Annotated in this window: 21 protein-coding genes and 1 pseudogene; all 22 read right to left on the reverse strand. The window is 44.8% G+C overall.

What is annotated here, in order from left to right:
• Positions 1–33: 33 nt before the first annotated feature.
• The gene (locus BBG47_RS17945) at positions 34–894 is read right to left on the reverse strand and encodes a MurR/RpiR family transcriptional regulator (RefSeq protein ID WP_021252872.1); all 861 of its coding nucleotides are present in this window, start codon (positions 892–894) and stop codon (positions 34–36) included.
• A 192-nt stretch (positions 895–1,086) separates the two neighbouring features.
• Positions 1,087–1,221 carry a hypothetical protein gene (locus BBG47_RS31095; protein WP_302621956.1) on the reverse strand — a complete coding sequence of 45 codons (135 nt, stop codon included), beginning with the start codon at positions 1,219–1,221 and terminating at the stop codon, positions 1,087–1,089.
• 47 nt (positions 1,222–1,268) lie between these two features.
• Positions 1,269–1,973: an N-acetylmannosamine-6-phosphate 2-epimerase gene (locus BBG47_RS17950; RefSeq protein WP_065292845.1), complete on the reverse strand. Its 705-nt coding sequence runs from the start codon at positions 1,971–1,973 to the stop codon at positions 1,269–1,271.
• Positions 1,974–2,118: 145 nt separating this feature from the next.
• On the reverse strand, positions 2,119–3,714 hold the full coding sequence (locus BBG47_RS17955; protein ID WP_065292846.1) for an FAD-dependent oxidoreductase: 1,596 nt from the start codon (positions 3,712–3,714) through the stop codon (positions 2,119–2,121).
• 76 nt (positions 3,715–3,790) lie between these two features.
• The gene (locus BBG47_RS17960; protein ID WP_065292847.1) at positions 3,791–5,329 is read right to left on the reverse strand and encodes a DUF4127 family protein; all 1,539 of its coding nucleotides are present in this window, start codon (positions 5,327–5,329) and stop codon (positions 3,791–3,793) included.
• A 15-nt stretch (positions 5,330–5,344) separates the two neighbouring features.
• Positions 5,345–6,175 (reverse strand): carbohydrate ABC transporter permease, encoded by an 831-nt coding sequence (locus BBG47_RS17965; protein WP_065292848.1) that lies wholly within the window; start codon positions 6,173–6,175, stop codon positions 5,345–5,347.
• Between the two features lie 12 nt (positions 6,176–6,187).
• A complete protein-coding gene (locus BBG47_RS17970; RefSeq protein WP_021252878.1) occupies positions 6,188–7,081 on the reverse strand; it encodes a carbohydrate ABC transporter permease in 894 nt (297 codons plus the stop codon).
• A gap of 102 nt (positions 7,082–7,183) precedes the next feature.
• A complete protein-coding gene (locus BBG47_RS17975; RefSeq protein ID WP_065292849.1) occupies positions 7,184–8,488 on the reverse strand; it encodes an ABC transporter substrate-binding protein in 1,305 nt (434 codons plus the stop codon).
• A gap of 374 nt (positions 8,489–8,862) precedes the next feature.
• A complete protein-coding gene (locus BBG47_RS17980; RefSeq protein ID WP_065292850.1) occupies positions 8,863–12,228 on the reverse strand; it encodes a family 10 glycosylhydrolase in 3,366 nt (1,121 codons plus the stop codon).
• A 347-nt stretch (positions 12,229–12,575) separates the two neighbouring features.
• A complete protein-coding gene (locus BBG47_RS17985; RefSeq protein ID WP_217492509.1) occupies positions 12,576–13,151 on the reverse strand; it encodes an SMI1/KNR4 family protein in 576 nt (191 codons plus the stop codon).
• 39 nt (positions 13,152–13,190) lie between these two features.
• A complete protein-coding gene (locus BBG47_RS17990; protein WP_065292851.1) occupies positions 13,191–13,592 on the reverse strand; it encodes a DUF2750 domain-containing protein in 402 nt (133 codons plus the stop codon).
• 52 nt (positions 13,593–13,644) lie between these two features.
• Positions 13,645–14,103, reverse strand: coding sequence for a hypothetical protein (locus tag BBG47_RS17995; protein WP_065292852.1), 459 nt, complete (start codon positions 14,101–14,103; stop codon positions 13,645–13,647).
• A 12-nt stretch (positions 14,104–14,115) separates the two neighbouring features.
• Positions 14,116–14,598, reverse strand: a complete 483-nt coding sequence (locus BBG47_RS18000) for a hypothetical protein (RefSeq protein WP_065292853.1) — start codon at positions 14,596–14,598, stop codon at positions 14,116–14,118.
• Between the two features lie 17 nt (positions 14,599–14,615).
• Positions 14,616–15,119 carry a DUF6630 family protein gene (locus BBG47_RS18005; protein ID WP_065292854.1) on the reverse strand — a complete coding sequence of 168 codons (504 nt, stop codon included), beginning with the start codon at positions 15,117–15,119 and terminating at the stop codon, positions 14,616–14,618.
• Positions 15,120–15,153: 34 nt separating this feature from the next.
• Entirely contained in the window at positions 15,154–16,008 is an 855-nt protein-coding gene (locus BBG47_RS18010; protein ID WP_065292855.1) for a hypothetical protein, read from the reverse strand.
• A 17-nt stretch (positions 16,009–16,025) separates the two neighbouring features.
• A complete protein-coding gene (locus BBG47_RS18015) occupies positions 16,026–16,646 on the reverse strand; it encodes a hypothetical protein (RefSeq protein ID WP_065292856.1) in 621 nt (206 codons plus the stop codon).
• A 97-nt stretch (positions 16,647–16,743) separates the two neighbouring features.
• Positions 16,744–17,361 (reverse strand): annotated as a pseudogene (locus tag BBG47_RS18020) (transposase); the annotation flags it as partial.
• 205 nt (positions 17,362–17,566) lie between these two features.
• Positions 17,567–19,306, reverse strand: coding sequence for an ABC transporter ATP-binding protein (locus tag BBG47_RS18025; protein ID WP_083189422.1), 1,740 nt, complete (start codon positions 19,304–19,306; stop codon positions 17,567–17,569).
• The gene (locus tag BBG47_RS18030) at positions 19,306–21,006 is read right to left on the reverse strand and encodes an ABC transporter ATP-binding protein (RefSeq protein WP_483310736.1); all 1,701 of its coding nucleotides are present in this window, start codon (positions 21,004–21,006) and stop codon (positions 19,306–19,308) included. Before BBG47_RS18030 ends, BBG47_RS18025 begins: the two co-directional genes overlap by 1 nt.
• 247 nt (positions 21,007–21,253) lie before the next feature.
• Positions 21,254–21,856, reverse strand: a complete 603-nt coding sequence (locus tag BBG47_RS18035; protein ID WP_065292858.1) for an MptD family putative ECF transporter S component — start codon at positions 21,854–21,856, stop codon at positions 21,254–21,256.
• Positions 21,823–23,364 (reverse strand): ABC transporter ATP-binding protein, encoded by a 1,542-nt coding sequence (locus tag BBG47_RS18040; protein ID WP_065292859.1) that lies wholly within the window; start codon positions 23,362–23,364, stop codon positions 21,823–21,825. The genes BBG47_RS18035 and BBG47_RS18040 overlap by 34 nt, the downstream gene beginning before the upstream one ends.
• A complete protein-coding gene (locus BBG47_RS18045; RefSeq protein WP_065292860.1) occupies positions 23,361–24,119 on the reverse strand; it encodes an energy-coupling factor transporter transmembrane component T family protein in 759 nt (252 codons plus the stop codon). Before BBG47_RS18045 ends, BBG47_RS18040 begins: the two co-directional genes overlap by 4 nt.
• Between the last annotated feature and the right edge of the window lie 149 nt (positions 24,120–24,268).

The raw sequence follows: 24,268 nt of genomic DNA on the forward strand, positions 1-24,268 counted from the left end.
TAATAATTATAATTGAAATTAATGATGTAATCATTAATACAGTTTCTCAGAGATTGATTTTGCCGTTATCTCGCGGTATTTCATAGCTTCATCCTTTATTTTTAAAGAAACCCCGACATTCAAAATGTCAATAACAGCTAACTGGGATATCTTTGCAGCAAGTGAGCTGCCTTGTAGTGGATTTTCTCTAGCAACCATTAACAGTTCGATATCTGCCAGTTTGGTTATAGGGGAACGCGCATTACTGGTCATAACAACTATTTTGGCGCCCGCTTTCTTGGCTAGGCTTAAGTTCTCCAGCGTATCTTTGGTGCTTCCCGAAATGGATATCCCAACAGCTACATCTCCTGGATGCATTAACGCAGCTGTCATAGCCTGAAAGTGCGTATCTGTCTTAGCGAAGCTCTGCTTGCCAATCCGGGTGAAGCTATGCGCGGCCTGTAACGCCGTCAAGCCTGAAGATCCAACTCCAAAAAAGTGAATATGATTAGCTGCAGTTAATAGATCGATGGTCTTCTCCAACTGATCTGAACTAATAAGTTCCGAAGTTTGTTCCAGCGTCTCAATATGCATAGATATCACCTTGCGGTTTAAAGTCGCTGCATCATCCTCTTCCGTAACTTCATTATACAAGCGATCGGAAGGCTTAACCATATCTTGTGCCAGAGATAATTTAAAATCCTGAAAGCCCTGGAATTTCAGTTTCCGGCAGAGGCGAATCACCGTCGTCTCACCGACGTCTGCTCTCTCTGCAAGTTCGGTCACCGAATGATAAATGATATCCTGAGCGTTTTCCAGAATAAAATTTGCAACTTTTTGTTCTGTTTTGGTTAATCCATTGAAATGACTTCTTATGGATAACAACGTCTTTCCCATTCCCTGCTCGTTAGACAAATCCATTCTCCTTTCAGGTTGCCTAACAAATAGTGAACTGTAGACTAACCTACTATTTAGGATATACACAAATTCCTTAAAAGCCAAACTAGTATGCTATAACAAGTTACATTATAATGTAAATTTAATCTTAAATAAAATAACCCGCTACAGCCCCTACTACACCTCCATTATCTCCTAAAGAAGCCGAGACTACCTCAATTTCCCGAACCCTCTCTCTAAAAACAGGCAGCAGCTGGCGCGACAGACTTTCACGAACCGGATTAAGTAAAAAATCGCCTTGCCACCGATATCCAGACCTTTAGCTACTTCCCCAGTATGTCCCATCCATAGAACCTCCTCGTATAAAGGCTGCTGCAACAAAATAATAGAGACTACATTTCAGGAACGTTATGATATTGAAGTATAGCATCCGTATATTTCTTAGTAATCAATTGCGGCCTGGTAATGGCTCCGCCAATTACAACGGCGTAAGCTCCGGCCCGAAGACACGCAACAGTCTGCTCAGGACTATGAATTCTCCCCTCAGCTAATACGGGAACGCTAACCATTTGACGTAAATCAGCAACTAATTGAATATCTGGTTCCTCGCTCTGCGGGCTGTAGGCTGTATAACCAGATAGCGTAGTAGAAATAAGATCAAAACCCAGTCTATCTGCCTCTACTCCTTCTGCTACAGAAGATACATCTGCCATTAATAGTACTTGGTGCTTCTCCCTTATTTCTTTAACCAAATCCGCAAGACAAACATTGCCCGGCCTATTGCGCATTGTAGCATCCATAGCGACAATATCGGCTCCAGCAGCGATTATACCTTCAACCTCTGTTAAGGTAGGAGTTATGTAAATGTCAGAACCGGTATACTCCTTCTTCCATAAGCCGATAATCGGCAAATTCGTCACCTTTTTTATCGCTCTAATATCTTGAGGCGTATTCGCCCTGATCCCTACCGCCTTGCCCATTTCAGCCGCTAGAGCAAAGCGGGCCATATAATCACTTCCGTAGAATGGTTCTTCCTCAAGAGCTTGACAGGAAACAATAAGTCCGCCTTTTAAAGTTTGAATCATTGAATCTACCATAGTGCACACACCTCCGTAAATAAACTGTTCATTGAGTAATAGGTAGCTCATAATATGTACTCTTTCATTTCCTTAGAATCAGTAAACAGCCACCCCTTATTATCAATAGAGTGGCTGTCTGCTGAGTTTTTCTACTCTATCGTTGTTATAGAACCAGATCGTCCGGCCAGTGGATTTGGATCCCTTGCCTTTGAATCAGCGCTTGATAGGCCTGAAGATGCTCCGAATTGGCGTGAACCTCATGCGGCGTCACTTGATTCTGCAGCGCATAGGCCGCTAAATAACCGACCGATTCCCCAATGTTCCATTCTGTCGGGTGGAGGCGGTAGCATCCGTTCGTGATCTGAGTGGTTCCGATATTTTTACATGCGGGAAGCAAATTCTTGACCCGGATCGGCAGTAACGCACCAAGCGGAATCTCATACGGATAGTTCGGAATATAGAACGTCCGGTTCGTGACGGTCGTCAAGTGAACATCCAGATGATAGCTGCCTACACCGACGCTATCGTCGTAACGGCGAATTCCTTGTTCCCCGCGGAATTCCTTACTAACATCCTGCTCCGTTATGGTATACATCGCTTGAATCCGGCGCGACTCGCGAATATACGGGTACTTCGCCAGTCCGTCCTCTGTACCCAGTACATCCGTACGCAGCCGGATGCCTGGATACCCTCGCCCTCCATCCGGACGAGGCGTCTTAGTCTGGAGCCAGTAGATCAGTGAGAGGCTTAACTGTCTAGCACTCGCCAGATGCTCCTCCCGTTCTGCTTCAGGAACGTCAATAATTGAACCCAGAAAATAATCGTTCTGCGGCCAGTTGATCAAGGTGATGTCACTCTCATATAGCCCAGGCTCAAATAAAGCCGGGTCGATGACACGACGATACGTCCACAGCGACAGTAGCTCCCGTCCAGAAGCGTCCTTACGTTCACCTGGAAATAGGGCGAACTCCTTCATTTTCTCCGCGTCATCCGTATCGTTCGCATACCAGCTTAATAGCGGAATATTCGTATGCTTCGGTACGAACTTGCGCCAGAAATCATATTGCTCAGGCTTCTCAATCGTGAAATCGCCACCCTCTACATAATCGAGGGCAAACACATGGGTGATCGACTGCACATCGAGCGGATTTGCCTCTTCCAGCGCATGCGGCTCCCCTGTCTCATGCCTGGACTCCGCACCTATTACATATTCAACCCCCGCTAACGGCAGTACGTCTCCACATTCCGTAGCATCGAGGAAGTATGATCCCCTTAGTACAACTTCTTCACCTGAGCTTATATGTGTAACGGTTACACTCTCTATCTGATCCTCGTTCACTGAGGCTGCAGTTGGTCTGAAATGATACAATACCGTGATACGGCCGCTGTTCACATACGGGGCCAACATATCCTCGATGACGCGCAGCGCCACCTTCGGCTCATGGCATAAGCGGCTTACCCAACCATTGCCGGGATTAAGCAGTTCATTATTCTTCGCTTCCTCCAACATCGGATAGTTCTCTCGATAATAAGCACGCACCCGGTCTCGAAACTCGCGATATGTCTCTGTGGAGCCGAATTCCTCGATCCACCGATGTTCATCCGGCGGAACCGCCTGACTTGTCAGCTGACCGCCGAGCCAATCCGTCTCCTCTGTCATGATTACACGCACGCCCATTTTGGCTGCAGCCAATGCGGCCATACATCCGCCCAACCCGCCGCCTAGGACGGCGACGTCTGTCATTTGCTCGTTATGCATCTCTCGCTGGCTCCTTCTCCGGCGCTTCCAGCATCCACCTGAGCTGTTCATGCACCTTTTCTGTTATTTTCGTACTTTATTGTCCTTGCTTCGTATCACGGACATGGGTCTTCAATCCGACCTCAAACATCCGACTCCAAGGCATATAGCAATCGTCGATCACGATCTCATAATTATTCTCTGGATCATGCAAATGCTGCTCGATGAACCGAGTCAATTCAGCTCTGACCTGCTCGGCGATTTGTCCCCGCTGTCCGTCGATCGAGAAATAATTGTATTCCGTACCAGGCAGCACCCGATCACTTACATTCCTGCGTACGAAGGCACAATAGCCCCCATCCTCGACATAGCGTAGTGACAGGAAATCGCGATGCTGCGGCGTATTGCCATTCACGGCATAGATCATGCCTTGTGCAATGCAAGTTCCAAGCGTGTTGCCACTTGTATTCCAGCCTGCATAACCGGCCAATTCGAACAATAGCTTCTTATCGCGAAGCAGCTGCAGCAGTTCAAGATCTGCTCCGTTGGCATAGGCCACATCGGCGATAACACAAGGCTTGCCAAGACGGTGAACAATATCATCAGCCATCTCTACCAGTTCAACTAGATTCCGGTACACCTGATACCCTAAAGAAGACTGCCCTTGATCATTCGACTCCATCATGCTCTCGCCGGGTGAATTGATGCATAGGGCCATATCGGCTTCTGCCAGGGAAGGCGACATAAGTCCTCCGGCCGCCATAATCTGATATTTAACCGATTCATATAGTACGCGGTCTTCATAGAGAGGCATCACGAACGGCCCTTGCACACTGGCAAAATGAGCATGCACCCGTGGCTTGCGACGCTCAAAATGATTGATCATGCGGGCAAGCAGCGTACATCCCACTTCGTCGGCCCCGGGATACATATAGACGGACAGCTGCTGCTGACACTTCTTGACATGCTCGCGAACGTGCTGCTGATCCACCGCAGTCAGACCATAAGGAGCCGAGTCATCCTGTGGGATGATCATGAAATCGACGGCCCCGGCCTGCACCAGTTCGATTGCTCTCTTATTCGCTGTTAAATTAACAGCACGGCGCTCCGTGTAGTCCTGCCACATGAATTCAGGCAAAACGCCCTCGATCTGCTGCAATTCATGTTGCTCTTCTTCTGTAGCGATGCCCAGCTCCAACCGGTGGCGGATATACCCGCGCCGGAAAATCTCCCTGCCCCAATTCTCGTAATAATCCGGTTCTTCATCACTGCTGGAATAGCGCGGGCAACGCATAATAAGCTGATAAGCAAATACATGCAAAGCTGGGTTGATCCGCTTCAATTGACGGAGCTTCTCCAATTGCTCCCCGCATTGTTCCTCCGTCATCTCATGCAGCCGCGAGGGGATTATTCCTCCGTATAGCAATGTGTCCAAGGCCACAATCGCTCCGTCTGCATCACGCGCCTGCTCGAATAGCCAGGCCCATAGCTGTTCGATGTCTCCAGGGCGCTTCTTCAGCCCCATCATGCTCAAATCCGGACGAACGACATGATAATCCGTTCCCGCGGCAAGAAGTGCCGGAAATTCGTAATTGCACGGACGTTCGTCCAGCGGAATATATATAATTTTTCTCATGTGAGTAGTGTCCTCCTATCCTTTAACTGCTCCGGATACACCTTCCATGTAATATTTCTGGGTGCACAGGAACACGATGATAATCGGTATAACCGAAATGACGGTTCCGGCGGCAATCCAGCCAAAATTATAGGAAAATTGGCCATTTAAAAAGCTGAGCGCGGATGCGATTGGATACTGCTTCGTATCATTAAGCACAATCATCGGCCAGAGGAAGCTATTCCACATCCCCATGAACTCCAATAGTCCGATAACGGCGATCGCCGGCTTCACAATCGGCAGCGCCAATTGCAGCCAAATACGAAATTCGCTGGCACCGTCCACTTTGCCGGAATCGCGCAGCTCATGAGGCATGCCCATAAACGCCTGTCTCATTAGGAATACGTTGAACACGGTAACCGCTGAAGGAAGCACGACTGCAAGAAACCCGCCCATTAAGCCTAGTGCTTTTACCGTCAAATAGTTAACTACCATGCCTGCTGCAGCGGGAATAATCATCGTCGCTATCAGTAGTGTAAAGATTAGATCCCGGCCTTTGAAACGGAATACGGCAAGCGGATAGGCTGTAAGACAAGAAAAGAAGATGTTCATTACAACGCCCATCAGCGCAATGATAACGGTATTCATTAAGTATCTTGGAAAGTCCATGTAATTCCACACTTGGACGTAATTATCAAAGTCGATAAATGTCGGGAAAATCGCCGGCGGAGAGCTGAACACATTCTTGCCGGGCATGAGCGACACACTTAATATCCATAGGAATGGTCCCATCATAAAAATGGCAAACAGAATCAGCGCTCCATACAACAATAATAATTTCACTAATCGAAGTGGTTTTTTTCTCATATCATGCATCCATTAATATGGATTGACACCACCCTTCCGGTTGAATCTGAAGATGACGATACTAAGCGCACCAATCATGACGCTGACAATTAAGCCAAGTGCCGAAGAGTAGCCGAAATTAAATTGCTGGAAACCCTGCTGATAAATATACAAGCTCGATGTTAAGGTAGCATCCCCCGGTCCACCCATCGTTAGGATAAACACTTCATCGAACACACGGATTGCCGCCATTAGTGAAATAAGCGTGCAGAAAAAGACATACGGTCTCAACAGCGGAATTGTAATTTTACGAATCGTCTGCGCCCGGCTCGCGCCATCAATCATCGCAGCCTCTGTCAGATCCTTCGGAACGGATTGCAATCCGGCCAAATAAATCATCATATAGTAGCCAAGGCCCTTCCACATCGTAATGAACATCAGTGTCCACAGTGCAGTATCTTTGTCGGACAGCCAGGTAATTTTCTCTTTCATTAACCCTACATTGGACAGCACATAGTTTATGACCCCATTCTGGTTGAGCAGCCAGCCCCAAATAAGCGCTACCGCGACCATAGAAGTAACTACGGGGATGTAATAAGCCGTTCGAAATAATTTAATGCCTTTGACATTGCTGTTGACTAGAATCGCCATAAGTATAGATATAATCTGAATAAATGGTACAACAATGACGTATAGCAATGAGTTGAGCAGTGACGTGATGAAGCTCTTATCCTGCAACGCCTTAACGAAGTTATCCAAGCCAACAAACTCGGTCTTGCCTATGACGGAGTAATTCGTCAGCGCCAGCGGTACGCTATAAATAATCGGCCAGAAGACAAATAGGGCCAGTAGAATCAAACCCGGTGTCATGAAGAGCCAAGCCACTGCCGCTTCCGACTTGCCGAATCTAGTAAAGAATTTTCTCATGATAGTAATCCTCCACCACCATTAATTAGGTAGTTCAAAAAGTCCACTTTTGAACATCCATTATAAGAATCGGGCAGGACAAGCCTGCCCAATTTGAAGTATTTAGTTGCCCAAGATTTTGTTAACATCGCTCTCGGCCGTAGCCAATGTCTTCTTCACGTCAGCACCGTTCAAATAAATTTCCTGCAATGCTTTGGTGATGGTCTGATTAACGTCTTTAGCACTCTCAACGCCGATGTAGAAATCCTCGGCTTTATCAAGGCTGACTGCGGATACGGTCTTGGCGACCCCTTCTAGAGTTCCGTCATTCTCCGAGAAGAATGGATCTTTGGCACTCTCTACCGTGGAAGGCAATGTATTAGCGATCTTGGAGAATTCCACCTGATTGGCCGCATTCGTGACGAATACAGCGAAGTCAACCGCTTCTTTCTTATGGGATGTTGCCGAAGGCACGACGATGTTCATCGTGTTGGAATAGCGGATGCCCGCTTTGCCAACCGGACTTGGAACGGCAAGCATTTTGTTGTATACATCAGGCGCGGCTGTCTTGATCTTGTTAATAAACGGCGAGCTGGATAAAGACATGGCTACTTGCTCACTCGCGAAGTATTGCACTTGTTTATCGTAGTTGATAATGTCTTTTGGAATGACGCCGTCTTTTAACAGTTGTACATTCTCATTGACATACGCTTCCACTTCCGGTGTATTAAAAGCTGCCTTCTTATAATCCTCAGTCAGGAACGGCAGGTTCTCTTCTAACAGAGTCCGTGCTTCCATCGTGAATATGTAGCCGTAGGCGCCGGTTTTCTCTTTGATCTTGCGGCCCCATTCGTTCAATTCCTGTTTTGTCTTCGGCGGATTGTCTGGATTCAGTCCAGCTTTCACCACCAGATCCTTATTCATGAATAGGACAGGCAATCCAGTGTACCAAGGGAGTGCGAACGCTTTGCCGTTCATTTCTGTTGAGGAGTAGATTCCTTGGAAATAAGCTGCCTTCTGGTCCGCTGTCAGCTCTTGGTTGAAGTCAACCAATGCATCCTTGGTTCCCATCTGATTGGCCAGTTCCGTATTAAGGTTCACCACGTCTGGCGCATTACCGCCAGCAATATTCGTCATGAGCTTGTTCAGTACAGCATCGTAAGGGTAGTCCTTCCAATCTATCTTGACATTCGGATTCTTCGCTTCATAATCCGCAATCAATTTGTTGAAGTACTCATTGAAGGTCGGCTGCAATGAGATTGTCCAGAATTCTACCGTGACTTGTTCCGCGGGCTTCTCGCTATCGTTGTTTCCACTTGAAGCAGCCCCCTTGTTGCTCGATGAATCCGAACCACAAGCCGCCAATAACCCCACCATCATCATTGATGCCAATAGTAATGAAATGAACTTTCTACCTTTGAAACTCATGCCACAACACCCTCTCTTCTTTATAAACTCTCTCTCAAAGCTAGGAGAAGAAATGACTATAAGTCCGAAAACGGTAGCGCTTACAAAAAAGCCTTATTATTCTACGCTATATCTGTAATTGCTCCAATCCATGAATGATTTCGGAATAAGAGTCGTTCCTGCCACCTTTTCCCTTCTTGCATGTTCATTGTAGCACTCATTAAATAATTTCTCCACTATTTTTATAATATTTGGAGATTATATTCTTCATATTCTGATATAGCACTCGGATTTACAAAAACTAAAAAAATTCGGGGTGCCAAAATCGATCTGCGACACCCCGTGAATTCATTAGAAATTGATGAAGTCTAAATATTGCAGTTTCAACTTTGTCGTTATTCTTCGTAGTTCCCTTTATCATTACCAGCGCGCTGAATCGTCACCGTGTAGTTTTTCATTCGTCCATCTTCGGACATCACTTGTAACGTAACCAGATTCGATCCCACTTGAAGTGGTACGGGAATGACCGAATCATTTTCAATATGCTTGCCACCCACGGAAATAACTGAATTCTGATTCCTTGTAGTCGCCGTAATATTTAGCTCCGTAACCGAGTGCCCGACCTTTACCTTGTAATCATACGTCGATGGTGTGAAGGAAGGCGTTACCTTCATTACCTTCTTCCCCGAGCTCACCGTCAATTTACTTAATTGCGTTTTCGCTGTTTTGGAGAAATAGATGTCTATCATTTTACGGCCATAGTCCAAATCATGCTTCATTCGATTCTTCACTTCTTTATTAATCGAGCTGCTTGCGAGAAGTTTGCTTATGCTGTCGATCTTCTGTTTCACGTCACTTGCAGTCTCATCTGTCATAGTGGGATTCACATGTAGATCTTTTACAGCAGATTCCAGTTTCTGTATTAGTTTCCCGCCGTCCTTACGGCTCATCCCTTGGAAAGGAACGTAACTCTCATTGATTTTACGGATCATTTCTTCCATCACGGTCGCTAGAGGCTTGGTCGTATCATATTGAGGCAAAATTGCTTTATTACGATACAACCCAATCTTCAGCACCTTGTCATACTTATAATTAAATAGTCCTTCGTATTCAAATAATGCGGCTCCAGCTCCATCATTCTTTGTCGCTTCGGTAATTTGATCCACAACAGCCGATGTAGGATTGCCTTGGAATGTGTCCAGACCCGATGAGACGAATGCATTGTCTCCCGCTAATGCCATCGAGTTTCTCAAGTCCGTTACCGTTAATTCCGAACCTGGTGCATAAGACATATGGAACAAGTGATCGATCAAATTATGATCCAACCAGTATTTCGCTTCTTGTGCGTGCGATTTCGGCGCTTCCTCATAGTTCGGCCATACCGCAGTTGTAATTTGTAGGTTTGGTTTGATCTGATGCGCCTCGTTAACTACCCGAACGACCCAGGTATTGATCATGTCCGCACGGAATTGCAGCCACTCATCCCAGTAACGATCTCCTGGATGAAGGTCAAGCGGATCAACGCCATATTTCTCGCTGAACAAATCGCGGGTATACATGTCGTAACCAAAGTCATTCGTGTAATCTCCGGATCCTGGATACCTCGCATAATCCAAATGCAGTGAAGCTATGTCATATTTCGTGACGAGTTCATCGTATACAGAAGCAACGAAATCTCTAGCTTGCGGGAGCGCTGGATTAAGCCAATACCACTTGGCATTGTGACTGCCTTCTTCATAATCAATACCTTTTCTGCTTTTCATAAGCCAATCGGGATGATTCACCACAACCGGCCCGCCGACAAAGAAGTTCTCCACCCAGGCATGAATTTCAATCCCCTGTTTTTTGCCTTCCTCAATAAATGCTCCAAGTACATCAAAGCCTTCATACAAAGGATTTAATTCGGTATCTGGCAAAGACGTTGGCCAAGTGGTATATCCATTCCACCACGTTTCTAGATAGATGGCATTGATACCGGTCTCTTTGATTTTCTTCACATGATCTCTAACCTGCTCCAAGTTCTTTTCCTTCGGCCTCATCCAGAGACCTCGAGTCTGTACTTTCGGAGATTCAAAATTCATGTAACTTGCTTCCGTAACTTTCTGATCCAAGTCATTCAGTAGATCCATCAACCCGTTGGTACCGCTTTCATTTAAGCGCTGTTTGACCAACTCATAAACGCCCTTCGCTTCTACAATCTTCTGTTCAATATCGGCATAAGGAACGTCCATAAATTGATTCTTAGATAACTGGAGCGCCTTCTCTGCGCTATTGATACTTATCGATGCTTTATCTAAGTAAGATTCCGGTGTAAAAATAACCAACACTTCTTTTTTTACAAAATCCAGACTCAATTTGGCTCCGACCAGTGCATTGTTCTTTAACCATGTATTTTTAACCCCATGACCGGATAATACATAGCCGCCTTCAGGAATTTTACTGTTGTTCCCGCCGTTATTCGTCACATATCCATCCGCATTAACAATCGCTTCATTGCCCCATGGGTTCGTGCCAGTCTCCGCGCCATAATTACGACTATAGACGATCAACTGATTCGATCCACGAAATCCTGGATAAGGCACATTGCCGACATTGTCCCAGCCTCCGGGATTATCTTCTTTTACTTTCGGATTAAATGCATCAAACGAAGCTCTAGCCGCTTGGTAAATTAAACTATCCGTCACGAGCTCAACCTCTGCGCCGATACGCACTTGACCCGCTAGTTGGTTATAGAATGGACTTGTCGATTGAATCGACAGTACATATCCATCCGCTGGAATGGAGGAGTTGTTATCAAGATAAGCCCCTGTGTTGGGATCGTATGCAATTGACACGACCTTGGTTACCTTATTGCCAACGACTGTAAGCTCCATTCCCCAAGCATTCTGATTGGTGGTTGCGCCATAAGTAGGCTGGTACAACACCACCTCTCCCGCTCCACGCGGTCCATTTATTTTATCAATGCCTACCACAATACCATTCACTTTCAAATACTTGCTAGGCAGTATAGGAATATCTACGTTAATCGCTAGTACGGACTGCCCCACCTCCAAATTCAAGGATGACGCAGCGTTGCCAGAAGCCGAAATGACATAACCGTTCGCAGGAATGTAGGTGCCGCTCTGACCATGAACACCATATGTGCTTTTCACGACTGACACATCATTGGTGATGATATATTGAACGGTATCTTCAGAGAATGGTCTTGTCATCTCACCAAAATGACGTGTATAGACGGCGATGGTGTTCGCCGGTTGATCCTGATCTACAACGTCGATCGGTATGGTGCCCTGATCTGTGATGAGCTGTGGACCTCCGACTACCGGTGCGGGCAGCGTGTAGCCGACAATCTCAACCGGGTCTCCCGGACTCATATTGTCTTTAATCCACTGTTCACTCGATCCGTGACCAAACAGTACAAAACCATTCGTCGGTATTTGTACAGCACCCTCACGATATGTGACGTCGGTAACGCTGTAAGCGCCTTCATGGTAGTCCACGACTGCAGCAGCCGCATAAGGGTTCGAATCTGTGAGCTTACTACTATTTTCTCGGGTAAACAGGATCATTTCATCTGAAGCTCCGATGGCTCGATTCACTGCTGTAATGCTGATGGTGTTACCGTTTGCAGCTTTCGCTGTGATGGTGTTGCCATCAGCATCTTTTGCTGTGATGGCTTCATCGGCCAACACAGTCAACGTCGTCCCTGAAAAAATGAGAGCAAAACATAAGATGAAAGACAGCGTATTCTTTAATCTCATTTTCAAACCTCCCCATGGGTTCATGAAAAAACAGCTTCCCAAGCACTCCATCTTATGTACAACTAATCTCATCTATAAATCTATTTTTATGCCGAGTTTTCTACAAGCATCACCTCCATCAATCGTTATGGGGTATTCCTCTTGATCATAACAGACAACTCATATTCGAGGAAGGATATTTCCGCTTATTTTATGAATAATATTAAATTATTCCTCCATTTTATCTTTGCTTTATAGGAACGGCATCCATTCCTCCCGTAAGATGGAAGCCGAAACACAAAACGAGCCTTAGAAGCGATTCTAAAGGCTCGTTTTTGTACGGACTTTATTGTTGATGTTCTTTACAGTTACCTGCCATCATAAGCATCTCCATACGACTTGAAATTGTCAGTCAACCAAAACCAATTTTCACCTTTACTAGCGTATAAATGCTCTAACAATTCCGTAAAGCTTTTAGCAATAATCTGACTATCCCCTGGTGTTGCATGGGTTTCCAAAAAACTATCATAGCAATAACCTAAATGAGAATCGCTTAAGTCGATGCTAATGTACTGGTTTATTTGTTCAGATTCAGCAATTAGATACCACTCGTTACTAATATCTCCTTCTAGTTCCTCCCAAATAACATCATCCTCTGGGTAAAGCCTCTTACTAGTTGGAATAAACTCATTTGAAGAAACTATTTTTATTCCATAAGGCTTATCTGAGAACATTTGCAAGGAGTCATAATGGCTAAAGAAATAATTCAAATCTTCTGGAAGAGCGAATTCATTTGTAAAATCTGTTGTCCGCTTCACAAGTCTGCAATTACTATCCTGTTCTATTTTCTTAATAATCTCTATTATCTTCATAATTACTCCTTTAATCTCAAATTTACTTGCATGTAGTATATGTATCGCTCCCAGTTCATCTTGTTCTCTCACATCCTTCTCAATGACAACCGTGCTGAATTAGCATGAGCGCTATTCATATTGAGAACATTCATACAACAAATTGTTTTTAAAGTCATCCGCGGATACTCTTACAACGTCTGGATCTTCCGGAACTTTGAATACAACTACATGCGTTCCTTCTTCTGACAGGTTAGGCAATAGCTCATCTAAGAGTGTATCTAAATGTATTTTTTGTGTTTGGCAGTTCTCCCATTCATCTTCGATACATTTCATAGCGTACTCTTTAAATGGCCAAATCGGCATAGACAGATTTCCCTCTTTATCTGAGGTTGTAACAAACCCATCATTTAATTTCAAAGACCACGCCTCTTCCCAGTCTGCAATACGTTTTACGGAATAAATATATCGATCTCTAGCTGATCTTTTTATCATGGCTTTAAACTCTGGACTTGATTCAAATCCCTTACCCATATGGTTCTCCTCATTTCTTCTTTAGTTCAGTTCAGCCAACATAAAACTATCTTTATTTATCAAGATCTACAGACCAATCAATCTCTTCCTTAAACCAATTGTTCAATTTTGTTGAACCATTATCCATTTGAATAGGGATCTCCCTTGCCCACATTTTAATGTCATTTATGAACATCTCTTTATCAAGTCCTTCGAAGTTGTGTTTCTTTAGCGCAATGTTTAGGAACTCTAAAAATAGATTCCCCAAATGATACCGTTGCTCTACTTTATACATTTTTTCATATTCTTCTACCTTGACTGCAATATCGATTGTCAGATAGTTATCTTTCTTCGTGTATCTAATAAATGACCTTCTTCCATAGGATTCAGGCAAACATCTAAAACCTATCCCGATCGAGACATCAACATGACCATATTTTGAGTTTATGTTAGATTCCAATGCACTACTTAATTCACTAGCTAATTCACCAACTCTCGCACCTGCAGTATCTGAAATTATTGAAAAATCCATGCAGCGCACCTCCTACTCAGAAATTATTCTTTTCTCTTTTAGAAACAGAAACCAATCATCCTGTTCAGAATCCGGGATAACCTTGCAATATCCAGATCCGAACACAACATTTTGCATAAAGAAATCTAATTCTCCAAAGCCATTCATCGTAGTTCCGTCTTCATCCAATTTATAAACATTCCCGTCAAATCTGTTCATTATTAAGGGTTCATAGAGAATCTGGCCTATTGCTAACCATGATTCTTTGTCATCTTGAATATCTGAGAGAACATATTGACGACTCTCAAATTCACTGTAACTCCAGAAATCAATATCACCACATCGTGCTCCATTTGTTATTTTTAATAAGTCGTAGTATTTCCCTAGCTTTAACGAATCAGCTTCTTCATGAATCCCCGTGAACCCATCATTTAATTTTCCGAAAATAATCGTTGAAGGAGCCTCTTGTAAACCTTCTTTCAGGCAATCAATTATTTTTTTAATGTCTTCGTTCATTCAAATCCATCCTCTACTTAAAAAGAATCTTGAATTCTGTAACCTGCTTTTTGTGCCAACTCCTTAATTTCATTAATGTCAGTTGATGGAACCGTGATCAGAACGTAACAGTCACTTTCGAAATCCAAACATGCCAACGAAATTCCCTTTTCACTTAGCCTTTTGGAAATTTCATTTAAATATTGGGATGTTGGCAGCTCATCAAATTCTCCATCCTCAAAATCTTCCCAGCTTATGCACGCCATTTTCTTTCTATCTAGCAATTCATCAACAACATCGCATAGGTATAAACCTGATTCTTTCCAATCGATTTCAAATGCCAAATCATGATCAAGAAGTGCGTCAACCAAAGAAATCCATGCCAATTGATTAATCGGGCTATCGATCCCTCTTTCATCCAGCCGCTCTTTGAAATTCTCGAAATAGACTTCTGGCTTTTCTATAGCTAATGAAACCTCTGAATAAATTTCTTCTTCCACATCATATGAAAGCCTTTGCACAAGTAACAGCATTGCATTCATACACTCACTCCTTTTCTACCTAACAGTTGAAGGTTTAACGTATCATGCGCTGCGAATCAGGTACTTTTTCATTTTGAATTACGAATTGCAATATCTCATCCTCATCAATGTTATACCCGGGTTTATCCTTTGGAATTTCGGCCAGAGGTGTTTGAAGCAACGGATGTTCTATATTAGGGGTAGCTAGTCCCTCTTTTTCTCTAATTAATCGAATGCAATAATAATCGTAAGGAATACAGTCAAACGATAAAATTTCACTTAATTTATAGGGAGTGTCGCTTAGACTATAAATGTGGAAGTCACATAGTTCATACAGATGCTCTCTAAAATTACTTGTATCACTCCAACTACGCATTAATTTTTGATAGACATGATCTTCCGGTAAAATAGTAAACAATTCAGGCATGTCTCCCGTTTTCCATTTGTGATATAGGCAGGTCATAAAAACATGATGAGTCTTATTCTCCTCATAAAAATCTCGATCTTTCGTGAACATATTCGTTGCATATTTGTCGGCTAGCTCTGCAATATCTTCATAGCCCCACAATAAGGAAAGCCCGATAAGCCCACCTATTTGTCTGTCCGATACACTTCCTCTACTCGGATTGCTTTTGATCATTTGTATCAACCAAAAAAGTTGCTGCTCTAATAAAATCCATGCTGAGGATTCTCCATTGAGTATTCTATGTTTTGCATTCATTTCAAGGTGAACACCTATTAATAACCCTAAGCGATCCGCTAAACGATTTCGTTCGTTTTTTTGAATAAAGTCTTTGATTTCATCCAGTCGAGCATCTCGTATTTCTTTCACTTCTTCATCCGAAATTACTCGTTTTTTGTACTCTTTCATCGCTCGATCAAAATACTTCCAATACTTATTAGTGCGCATTCTTCCACTCCTTTACATTAAGAATATTGCCAATAACTTTGTATGGGGTTCTCAATCGAACCTGCTAACATTTGTGCATATAAATAGATAGCACCGAACGCAAAGGGATAACTCTTTCTTGGCTTTATGAGTGTATCTGGATACCCATCCTCATCGACCTGAAATAGAAATTCAAAACCGTCATCATGCAACTCCGTATAGTAATACTTTTCTCCCTGGATATGCCTTGGAGTTCCCCCAAATTTAATAAGAAAACGTTCTTCAAATGACGCTTTATCACTTACAATGTTGGCTTCTGAAATAAAGTGCTTTACTAAATCAGGATTGGTAAAAGTATCAAGTTTACTCTCTTCTGTTTTAGGATGTTTCATTGTGAATAATGAACAATCTGGATATCTATTTTTCGAAATACGATCTTCAAACTGTTTAGGAGCGAATATGGAGATCATCTCATTATCATCAAAAGGGTTAACGATAGATAAATAAAAATACCTCTCCATATCCTTATTTACCATGTCTTCTAGTTCATCAAAAGATGCCGGTGCATTCCCTCCGATCCATCCATTACGGCAATCATTTTCGCTCGTTTGAAAAAGCATGCACTCTTTTCGTTCTTTAAGCATTTTTAAATCTTTCATTGTAATCTCCCTTCTCTACTTTCATTTCGTGTAACACCGTCCTGCCCATCTCCTCACCATACTTCGATATTTATCGAGTTAAATCCTAACAAAAGGGGACTTGAATGAGCTTCTGACAATAGTCGATTTCGGCTTTGAGCATGTCCACCGTATTTTTAGCAGGAAGCCTTTCCTTTAGTGATTCATCGACAGTGTAAATGGCTTTTCTCAATTTGCGGGAGCGCTCTTGGAGAATCTCTTGCGGCGATTTGTGGTTGTAGCGTGCTTTTGTATGCGCTGCGTCCACAATAATAGAGGTGCTTTTCAGAATGCCCTGCTCGATAGCTAATTCGACTGACTTTCCAATCAGCATGTCCAACAGATTCAGGTCTTTGAGCCTCAGCTTGCGGAACTTGGTGAGTGAACTTGGGTCGATGACTGGTTCTTTCGGCGTCATTTGAAGGAAGTATTTGAACGACATGTCGTATCGGGAACGCTCAACCAAATCCACGTCCGATAGCTCGAAAATGGCTTTCAGAAGTAAATATTTAAACATCCGAACAGGGTCAATGGCGTTCCGGCCATTGTCCAGACAGTAGTTCGTTTTCAATTCATCGTAGACGAAGGAGAAGTCCACCAACTCGTTAATTTGACGTAGCATATTATATTTCGGCACCACAAGGTCATATAGAGCCGTGTAGGAGCTAAATGCAAACGAGATTTGAGGCTGGAACATTGGACTTCAACCCTTTCAATGTGATTTTTTCATTATACAGCAAAGAAGGCACTACTCCTCCAACAATCTTGGAGAAGAGTACCTTCTTTGGCTAAAGAACTTTTTCAGTGGCCTCCGTTACCGATAGGGCATTGTCCTTCCTTACTCGTGAATAACAACAAGCGGTATGATATAAAATGAGTGGGTAGGCGGTAGTAAGATGGCCTCATTTATGAACCTTCCAACCAGTCGTTCTGGTCTGTAAATCCCACAGCTTGTTATATAGACCGCCGCTTCCGAGCAGTTCCTTATGTGTCCCCTGCTCTGCGACTTTGCCTTTGTCCATCACGATGATCTTGTCTGCCTTTACAACGGTTTTCAGCCGATGAGCGATCATAATGACCGTGCGCCCCCGAATCAAGCGGCTGATTGCTTTTTGCATTTCCACCTCGTTCTCCGGGTCAAGGGAGGAAGTGGCCTCGTCGAGCAAAATCACCGGCGCGTTCTTAAGTATAGCCCGGGCAATGGAAATACGTTGACGCTCTCCGCCAGAGAGCGTAGATCCGCCTTCGCCGACCATTGTGTCATACCCATGCGGCAGTTTCATGATGAAATCATGACAACAGGCTTCTTTGGCCGCTGCCTCAACCTCCTCTTGAGTCGCATCTTCACGCCCGTAACGGATGTTATTGCGGATTGTGTCCTGGAACAGGTATACATCCTGGAATACCATAGAGATTTTCTTCATTAATATCTCCGGATCAAGCTCGCATTCATTCACGCCGCCGAACAGCACTTTTCCTGCCTGCGGATCATAGAACCGCGCAATCAGGCGCAGCAGTGTACTTTTCCCGCTTCCCGAAGGGCCTACGATAGCAGTCAGCTCGCCTTCCTCCATCCGGACAGTAACGTCGTCCAATACGATATTGCTCTTGTAAGCGAACGTTACATTTTCAAACCGGATATCATGGATTTGCGGAGGTTCTTTGTCACCCTTCATGACTGGCTCCTCCAGCAGACTGACGATGCGTTCACCCGCCAAGACGTCATATTTAAACGAAGGCAGACGCATGATCGCAACCGATAGCGGATCGAAAATTCGGGTGCCCATGAGCAAAAACATGGCAAACAGCGGTACCCTGATTCCACCGTCCAAAATAAGATACACGCCTAGAATCGTCATGAGAGATAATCCCATTTGAATAAAGGCAATAGCAACTAAAAAGAAAGGTCCAAGTCCACCTTCCAGTTTGATGCTTTCTTTCATATATCTATAAAAACTATGATCTAATCTTTTAAAATTTTCTCCGCGCAGATTGTAGGCCTTGATCATTTTCATGCCAAACAGATATTCCTGCAAATGGTTCGCTTGAACGATCTTGGCCTCAGCATGACTAGTGCCGATCTTGCGTTCCAAGCTGGAGACTCCCCACAGGATCAGTATCGTTACGGGAAATCCGGCAAACATCGCCGCCGCCATGCGCCAGTCCAAGAAAATCAGCCCGATAAAAGCGAATACCGGTATAATGGCACCGCTTATCAGCTGTGCCAAATTGTTGGTCCCCGCATTTTCCAGCTGGGTAAAATCATTCATCATCGTATGTCCCAATTCGCCGGGACTTTTGCTCATCAGAAAGCCAAGGGGAAGTTTTCGTATATGCTCGGCCAAATTAGCCCGCCCTTCGGCAGAAGCTTCATATGCGCCGCGATAGATGGAGCGGTATGCCATTCGTTCGCATGCCGACACGAGAACAAGGAACACAACCATGCCACCCCATGCATACCACAACTTCTCCATATTCAGGAGTCCCTGTTCCCCGCTGTAGTAAGCGTAAATGGTACTTACCGCTAAGGCTAGGCAACCGAATGGGAACATGTTAGCCAAATTGGCCAACATCGTCCAGAGGATGGGCTTCAACATTTTTCGGGGGTTGCCCGCCGTAATATAGTACAGTTGTTTCATCATCAATCGGACGCCACCCTTTCCTGCAATAGATCGATATTCCATTCCGTGGCAAGCGTATAAGCATCCCACATGCTTTTGTATAAACCGCCACGGGACAGAAGTTCATTATGTGAGCCTTTATCGTCGACCAGCCCTTCGTTTAATACTATGATCTGGTCTGCCTCACAGATGGTGGTCAAACGATGCGCTATAATCAGTACCGTCTTCCCCTTGATCAGTTCCTGCAGCGCAAGCTGCATATGATATTCGTTCTCCAGATCAGCGTAGGCAGTCGCTTCATCCAGCACAAGGATAGGCGCGTTTTTAAGAATGGCCCTTGCGACAGAAACCCTCTGTTCCTCTCCCCCCGAAAGATACACGCCGCCTTCACCGATCTTTGTATCATAGCCCTCGGGCAAGTTTTGGATAAACTGATGGCACTGTGCCGCCTTAGCAGCCGCATACACTTCCTCCGTTGTCGCCGTCTGCCTGCCCGCTGCAATATTATTGTAGATGGTATCTGAAAACAGGAACGTATCCTGGAATACGAAAGATAACGTATCCATGAGGTCGTTTGTTCTCATCTTCCGGATATCGATTCCGCCAATCGTGATACTTCCTTTTTGAACGTCCCAAAACCTAGGTATCAAATGCGCGATAGTAGATTTTCCGGATCCAGACGGTCCCACCAAGGCGGTGATTTCCCCTTGAGCTGCAATGAAGCTAATCCCTTGCAGCACCTCCGCACCATTGTCGCTATACGAAAAGGATACATTATGGAACTGAACATCATAGGAGGACGGCGTTAGACAAGTTTCCGGCTCTTGTATGGATGTTTCTGTGAATATCTCATCAATACGTCTGACGCTCTCGACAATGACATTGAGGGTAGATGCAAAACTGTTCAGCTTGAAAACAGGAGTAGAAATACCCGGTGCCAACACGAGGAAAAGCATCAGCGTTGCCGCAAATGCCACGTTGTCAGGATCTCCGCTGATGAATAGCAGGCCTACAGGCAAAATAAAAGTGACCAGCGATATCAGAATAACCTTAAAGGAGACATAGCCGTTTTGAAAATTATCGGTATACTTGACACTGAAATCACGATAGTGAATCATGTCTTGATAGAACTTGCGAAAAGAGCGTACCGTTTGTCCAAAGATTTTAATAGAAGGCATGCCTCGGACATACTGTATGGATGAAGTATTGATATTTTCCAAAGCGTCAAAATACTCCTTCATTCCTTCCTTTGCTTTTTTCCCTGCCATCATGGAAAATTGAAGGCCAAATCCGATCAAAATGGGGATGAAACAGGCCAAAGCGAGCCAAACATTGAATGAAAACATAATGATAGCCATGGCAATAATCATGACTAGCGTATTGATAAAATCAGGCAATTGATGAGCAATAAAAAGCTCGATCTTCTCTACATCGTGCTCTACGATTTTTTTGATTTTACCGGTGGCATTTTTAGTAAAGTATCCGAGCGGAAGGGAGCCAACGTGATTGGACAACTTCTTCCTGATCCCATACAGGATACGATACGCTGCAATATGCGAGCACATCCCCCCGACATACAGAAAGAAATACCCAAGCACCATCCCGGCAGCGCCCCATATCGCCCATCGGATGACATACGACCCATTCACAGCCGAAAGATCCGATGCGTGCTTTAACAATTCGGCCATCACCGCATAGATAGAGAAATACGGAACCAACATTAAAAATACGCTTAGCGTAGACAGGATTCCCGACCACACAAGAAGCGACTTTTTTTCACCTGCCAGCTCCAAAAGTCTGGGAATGCCTGCTTTCTTGTTCTGTTTCAATGTTTCTCCCCCCCATTCTTTTATTTTTAGCCGGTATCTGTTCATCGACTTTGAGCGGGGCCATAAATATATTCAACATACCGCAACGCGAACAAGCCTAGGGTGATTCATGGACTTTTCGCGTTGCGGCAAATCCAATCTATACAATGCCTGCTTTGGTAAAGTGCTTTCGAAGCATCTTCCTGCCCCAAAGACTACCCGCGTACGCCGCAATGGCAGTTACAACTAGCGCCGCGATAAATACCGGTAAATTCACCATACTTAGCAGCTTGTCGTAAAAAGCCGGGTCCATTCCTCGAGAGGTCTTAAAATCAATATAGGCTTCCTTCATAAATACCATGGGAGTGTATGCGCCTACAGCATAACCCACCATCAATATCGTATAAGAAATAGCGCCAGCGATAAATTTCGTGCGACCCATAAGCTCGAATACCGCCTCGGCCAAAATTCCGCCAACTATTGTGCAAATCGTCAAGATAGGCATATCTCCAACCAACATCATAAATGACCCAAGCAATATGCCGGTTATGATGAATACGCCGCGAATCGGAGCTTTGGCAACCATCAGCATGACGACAATTCCTCCAGGAATCGCGATAATGGCTGGCAAAAGGAGCCCCGTGACAGGAATTAATCCAAACGCAATCCCAAGAATAGTTACCAAAACCATCAAAATGGCATTTAAGATGCCGATAAAGATCAAACTTCTTACTTTAGACACGCTTTTCGATTTTGCATACATGTCGAACTCTCTCCTTCTTCGCTATCGATTTGGATGACGGATCGAATCTCCGCCAACGTTTCCTTGTTAACTCTAATTTCTCGAATTCCCTTGCTCCCTTCCAGGTGGAGGACACGATCAACGGTGTTCAATATAAACTCATAATCGTGGGAGATGACAAAAAGGCATCGGCCTTCTGCGGCGAGTTGGCGGAGCATTTGGCTTACCTTGTGCATGTTGGCTCCGTCTAACCCGCTCGTAGGCTCGTCGAAGAACAACAACTTGGCTTCCTTTAAGCAAGCAATTGCAATCGCAAGCCTTTGCTTCTGCCCCCCAGACAAGGTCGTCGGATGATGCGTCCGGTAGTCCTCGATTCCGAAATACCGAAGCAATTGTCCAGCTTTTTCTTTCACAGACTCCTTTTGTTCCAGTCCTAGTAAAATCTCCTCTTCTACACTGGAGGTGAAAAATTGGTAATCCACTTCCTGCATCACGATGAAGCTGTCGCGCAACCGCTCTCTTGGCGAACGAATGCGCCCGTCTATGCGAACGGTACCCGATTTCTGCCGTTTCATACCCATCAACGTCCGAAAGAGCGTGCTTTTACCGACGCCATTACCGCCGATGATCCCGACCACTTCCCCCGCATACGCTTCAAGCGAGATGTTGTTCAAGATCGGATCTTGTTTTCTATAGTAGAAGGTCACGTTCTCTGCCTGAATAAAAGGCTCGTTCTTCTTTGCCGATTGTTGCGACCTGGCGGCTGGAAGGAGCTGCTCAGGACGGATGCTTCTCAAGCCCTGTGCCTTAAACCATACCTCAGGCAAGCTAAAAAATTCCGGGCCGCTCCACTCCCCAAGCTTCTTGCCGTCCTCGATCATAATGACGCGATCGGCTAGTTCCCTCAAATAATAGAGCTTGTGCTCCGAAACCACGATGGTGTGCCCGGATTTCTTAAGCCGCTCAAGCGCTTGCCTCAACTGTTTGGTGCCCTGACCGTCTAAATTGGCCGAAGGTTCATCCAACACATAGATTTCGGGAGTGGAAGCGTATACGGAAGCGATTGCAACTTTCTGCTTCTGTCCGCTGGACAGATCGAAAATACGCCGCTTAACAAGTGGAGCAAGCTCCAGTTCAGAAACGGTACGCTCAATGTTCGCTCGCAGTATATGTGCTGGGATTCCCAGATTTTCTCCGGGAAACGCGATTTCCGAAAGAACCTCCAGCGTGAAAAATTGGGAGCGCGGATCTTGAAAGACAGAGCCTACTTTGGAAGCTATCCGTTTGATTTCTTCCTTCGGAACGTCTAACCCGCTTGCTCTGACATCACCCCCCAGCTCTCCTGCGTAGAAGTTCGGAACAAGTCCGTTAATGCACCTGGTCATTGTTGTCTTTCCGCAACCGCTTCGGCCCGTCACAACTACGAATTCACCGGGCTTTACCGACAAGTGAAAATGACTCAAGCTTTCTTGCTCTTCCTCTTCATATCGGAACGATACATCATGCAGCAATATGGAGATACTATTCATTCCTTCCCTATGATATTTGAAAGTCGACCGGTAAAATCGTAATCCTGAAGCCAAAGCAGAAGGATAGCCGTCAGCACGCATAGCCCTACACAACCGGCATCCATGATGCGAAACCGCACATCGGTCGCCGAAGTCCGCTTTCCGTTGGTATCGACGCCTTTGCTGAGGGCAGCGGCAGACAACTCCTCCGATACTTTGCTGCTTCGAATAAGCAGCGGAACAAGCAGATGCTCCATCGCCTCCATAGGATGCCGAAGCATGCCGAATATCGTCGCGTGAAGTCCTCGCATGACCATGTTTTCACGAATGTAAACAAGCTCCCGCCTGACGGTTGGCACATAACGGTAGGCCATTGCCAGAGGAATAATAATCAAATTCGGGATGCGCATCCGTTCAAGCGCTACGATCATCTCGTTGACTCGCATTCGAGACAAAACGATAACACCTACCATAATTAAGGGAAGAAAACGGTGTGCAATGGCGAGCAATAAAGAAATCGCCGTTACGACTCCATTCGTGGGAAGCTGCATCAACGCATGCTCCAACAGGTACCCTAATATGCTAACAATCGCAAAGACCGCCGCATACTTTCTTAATTCGAGAACCGCCATTACTATGGCAAGAAGAATAGATAGGCCAAGGAGCAACTCCCGGTTATGTAAGAAGAAGCTCAACAAGCAGACGGTTAAAGACATAAAAATGAATACTCGAGGATCTGGTCTGGTTGCACGGAAGCTGATCTTCTGGTTTTCCACCCTTCTCACTCCTTTCGCTTGGCGCGATGGATTGGATTATCGTAAAGATGATATCCCCAGCTCACACGAAGTATTCTTATATATACTCAACTTTATTTCCTTAGGGAAACTTTATGCGTGCGTTTATGTCATGTATCCTCTGCTCTGCG

Source organism: Paenibacillus sp. KS1, from assembly GCF_001680695.1.
GTDB lineage: Bacteria > Bacillota > Bacilli > Paenibacillales > Paenibacillaceae > Paenibacillus_B > Paenibacillus_B suaedae.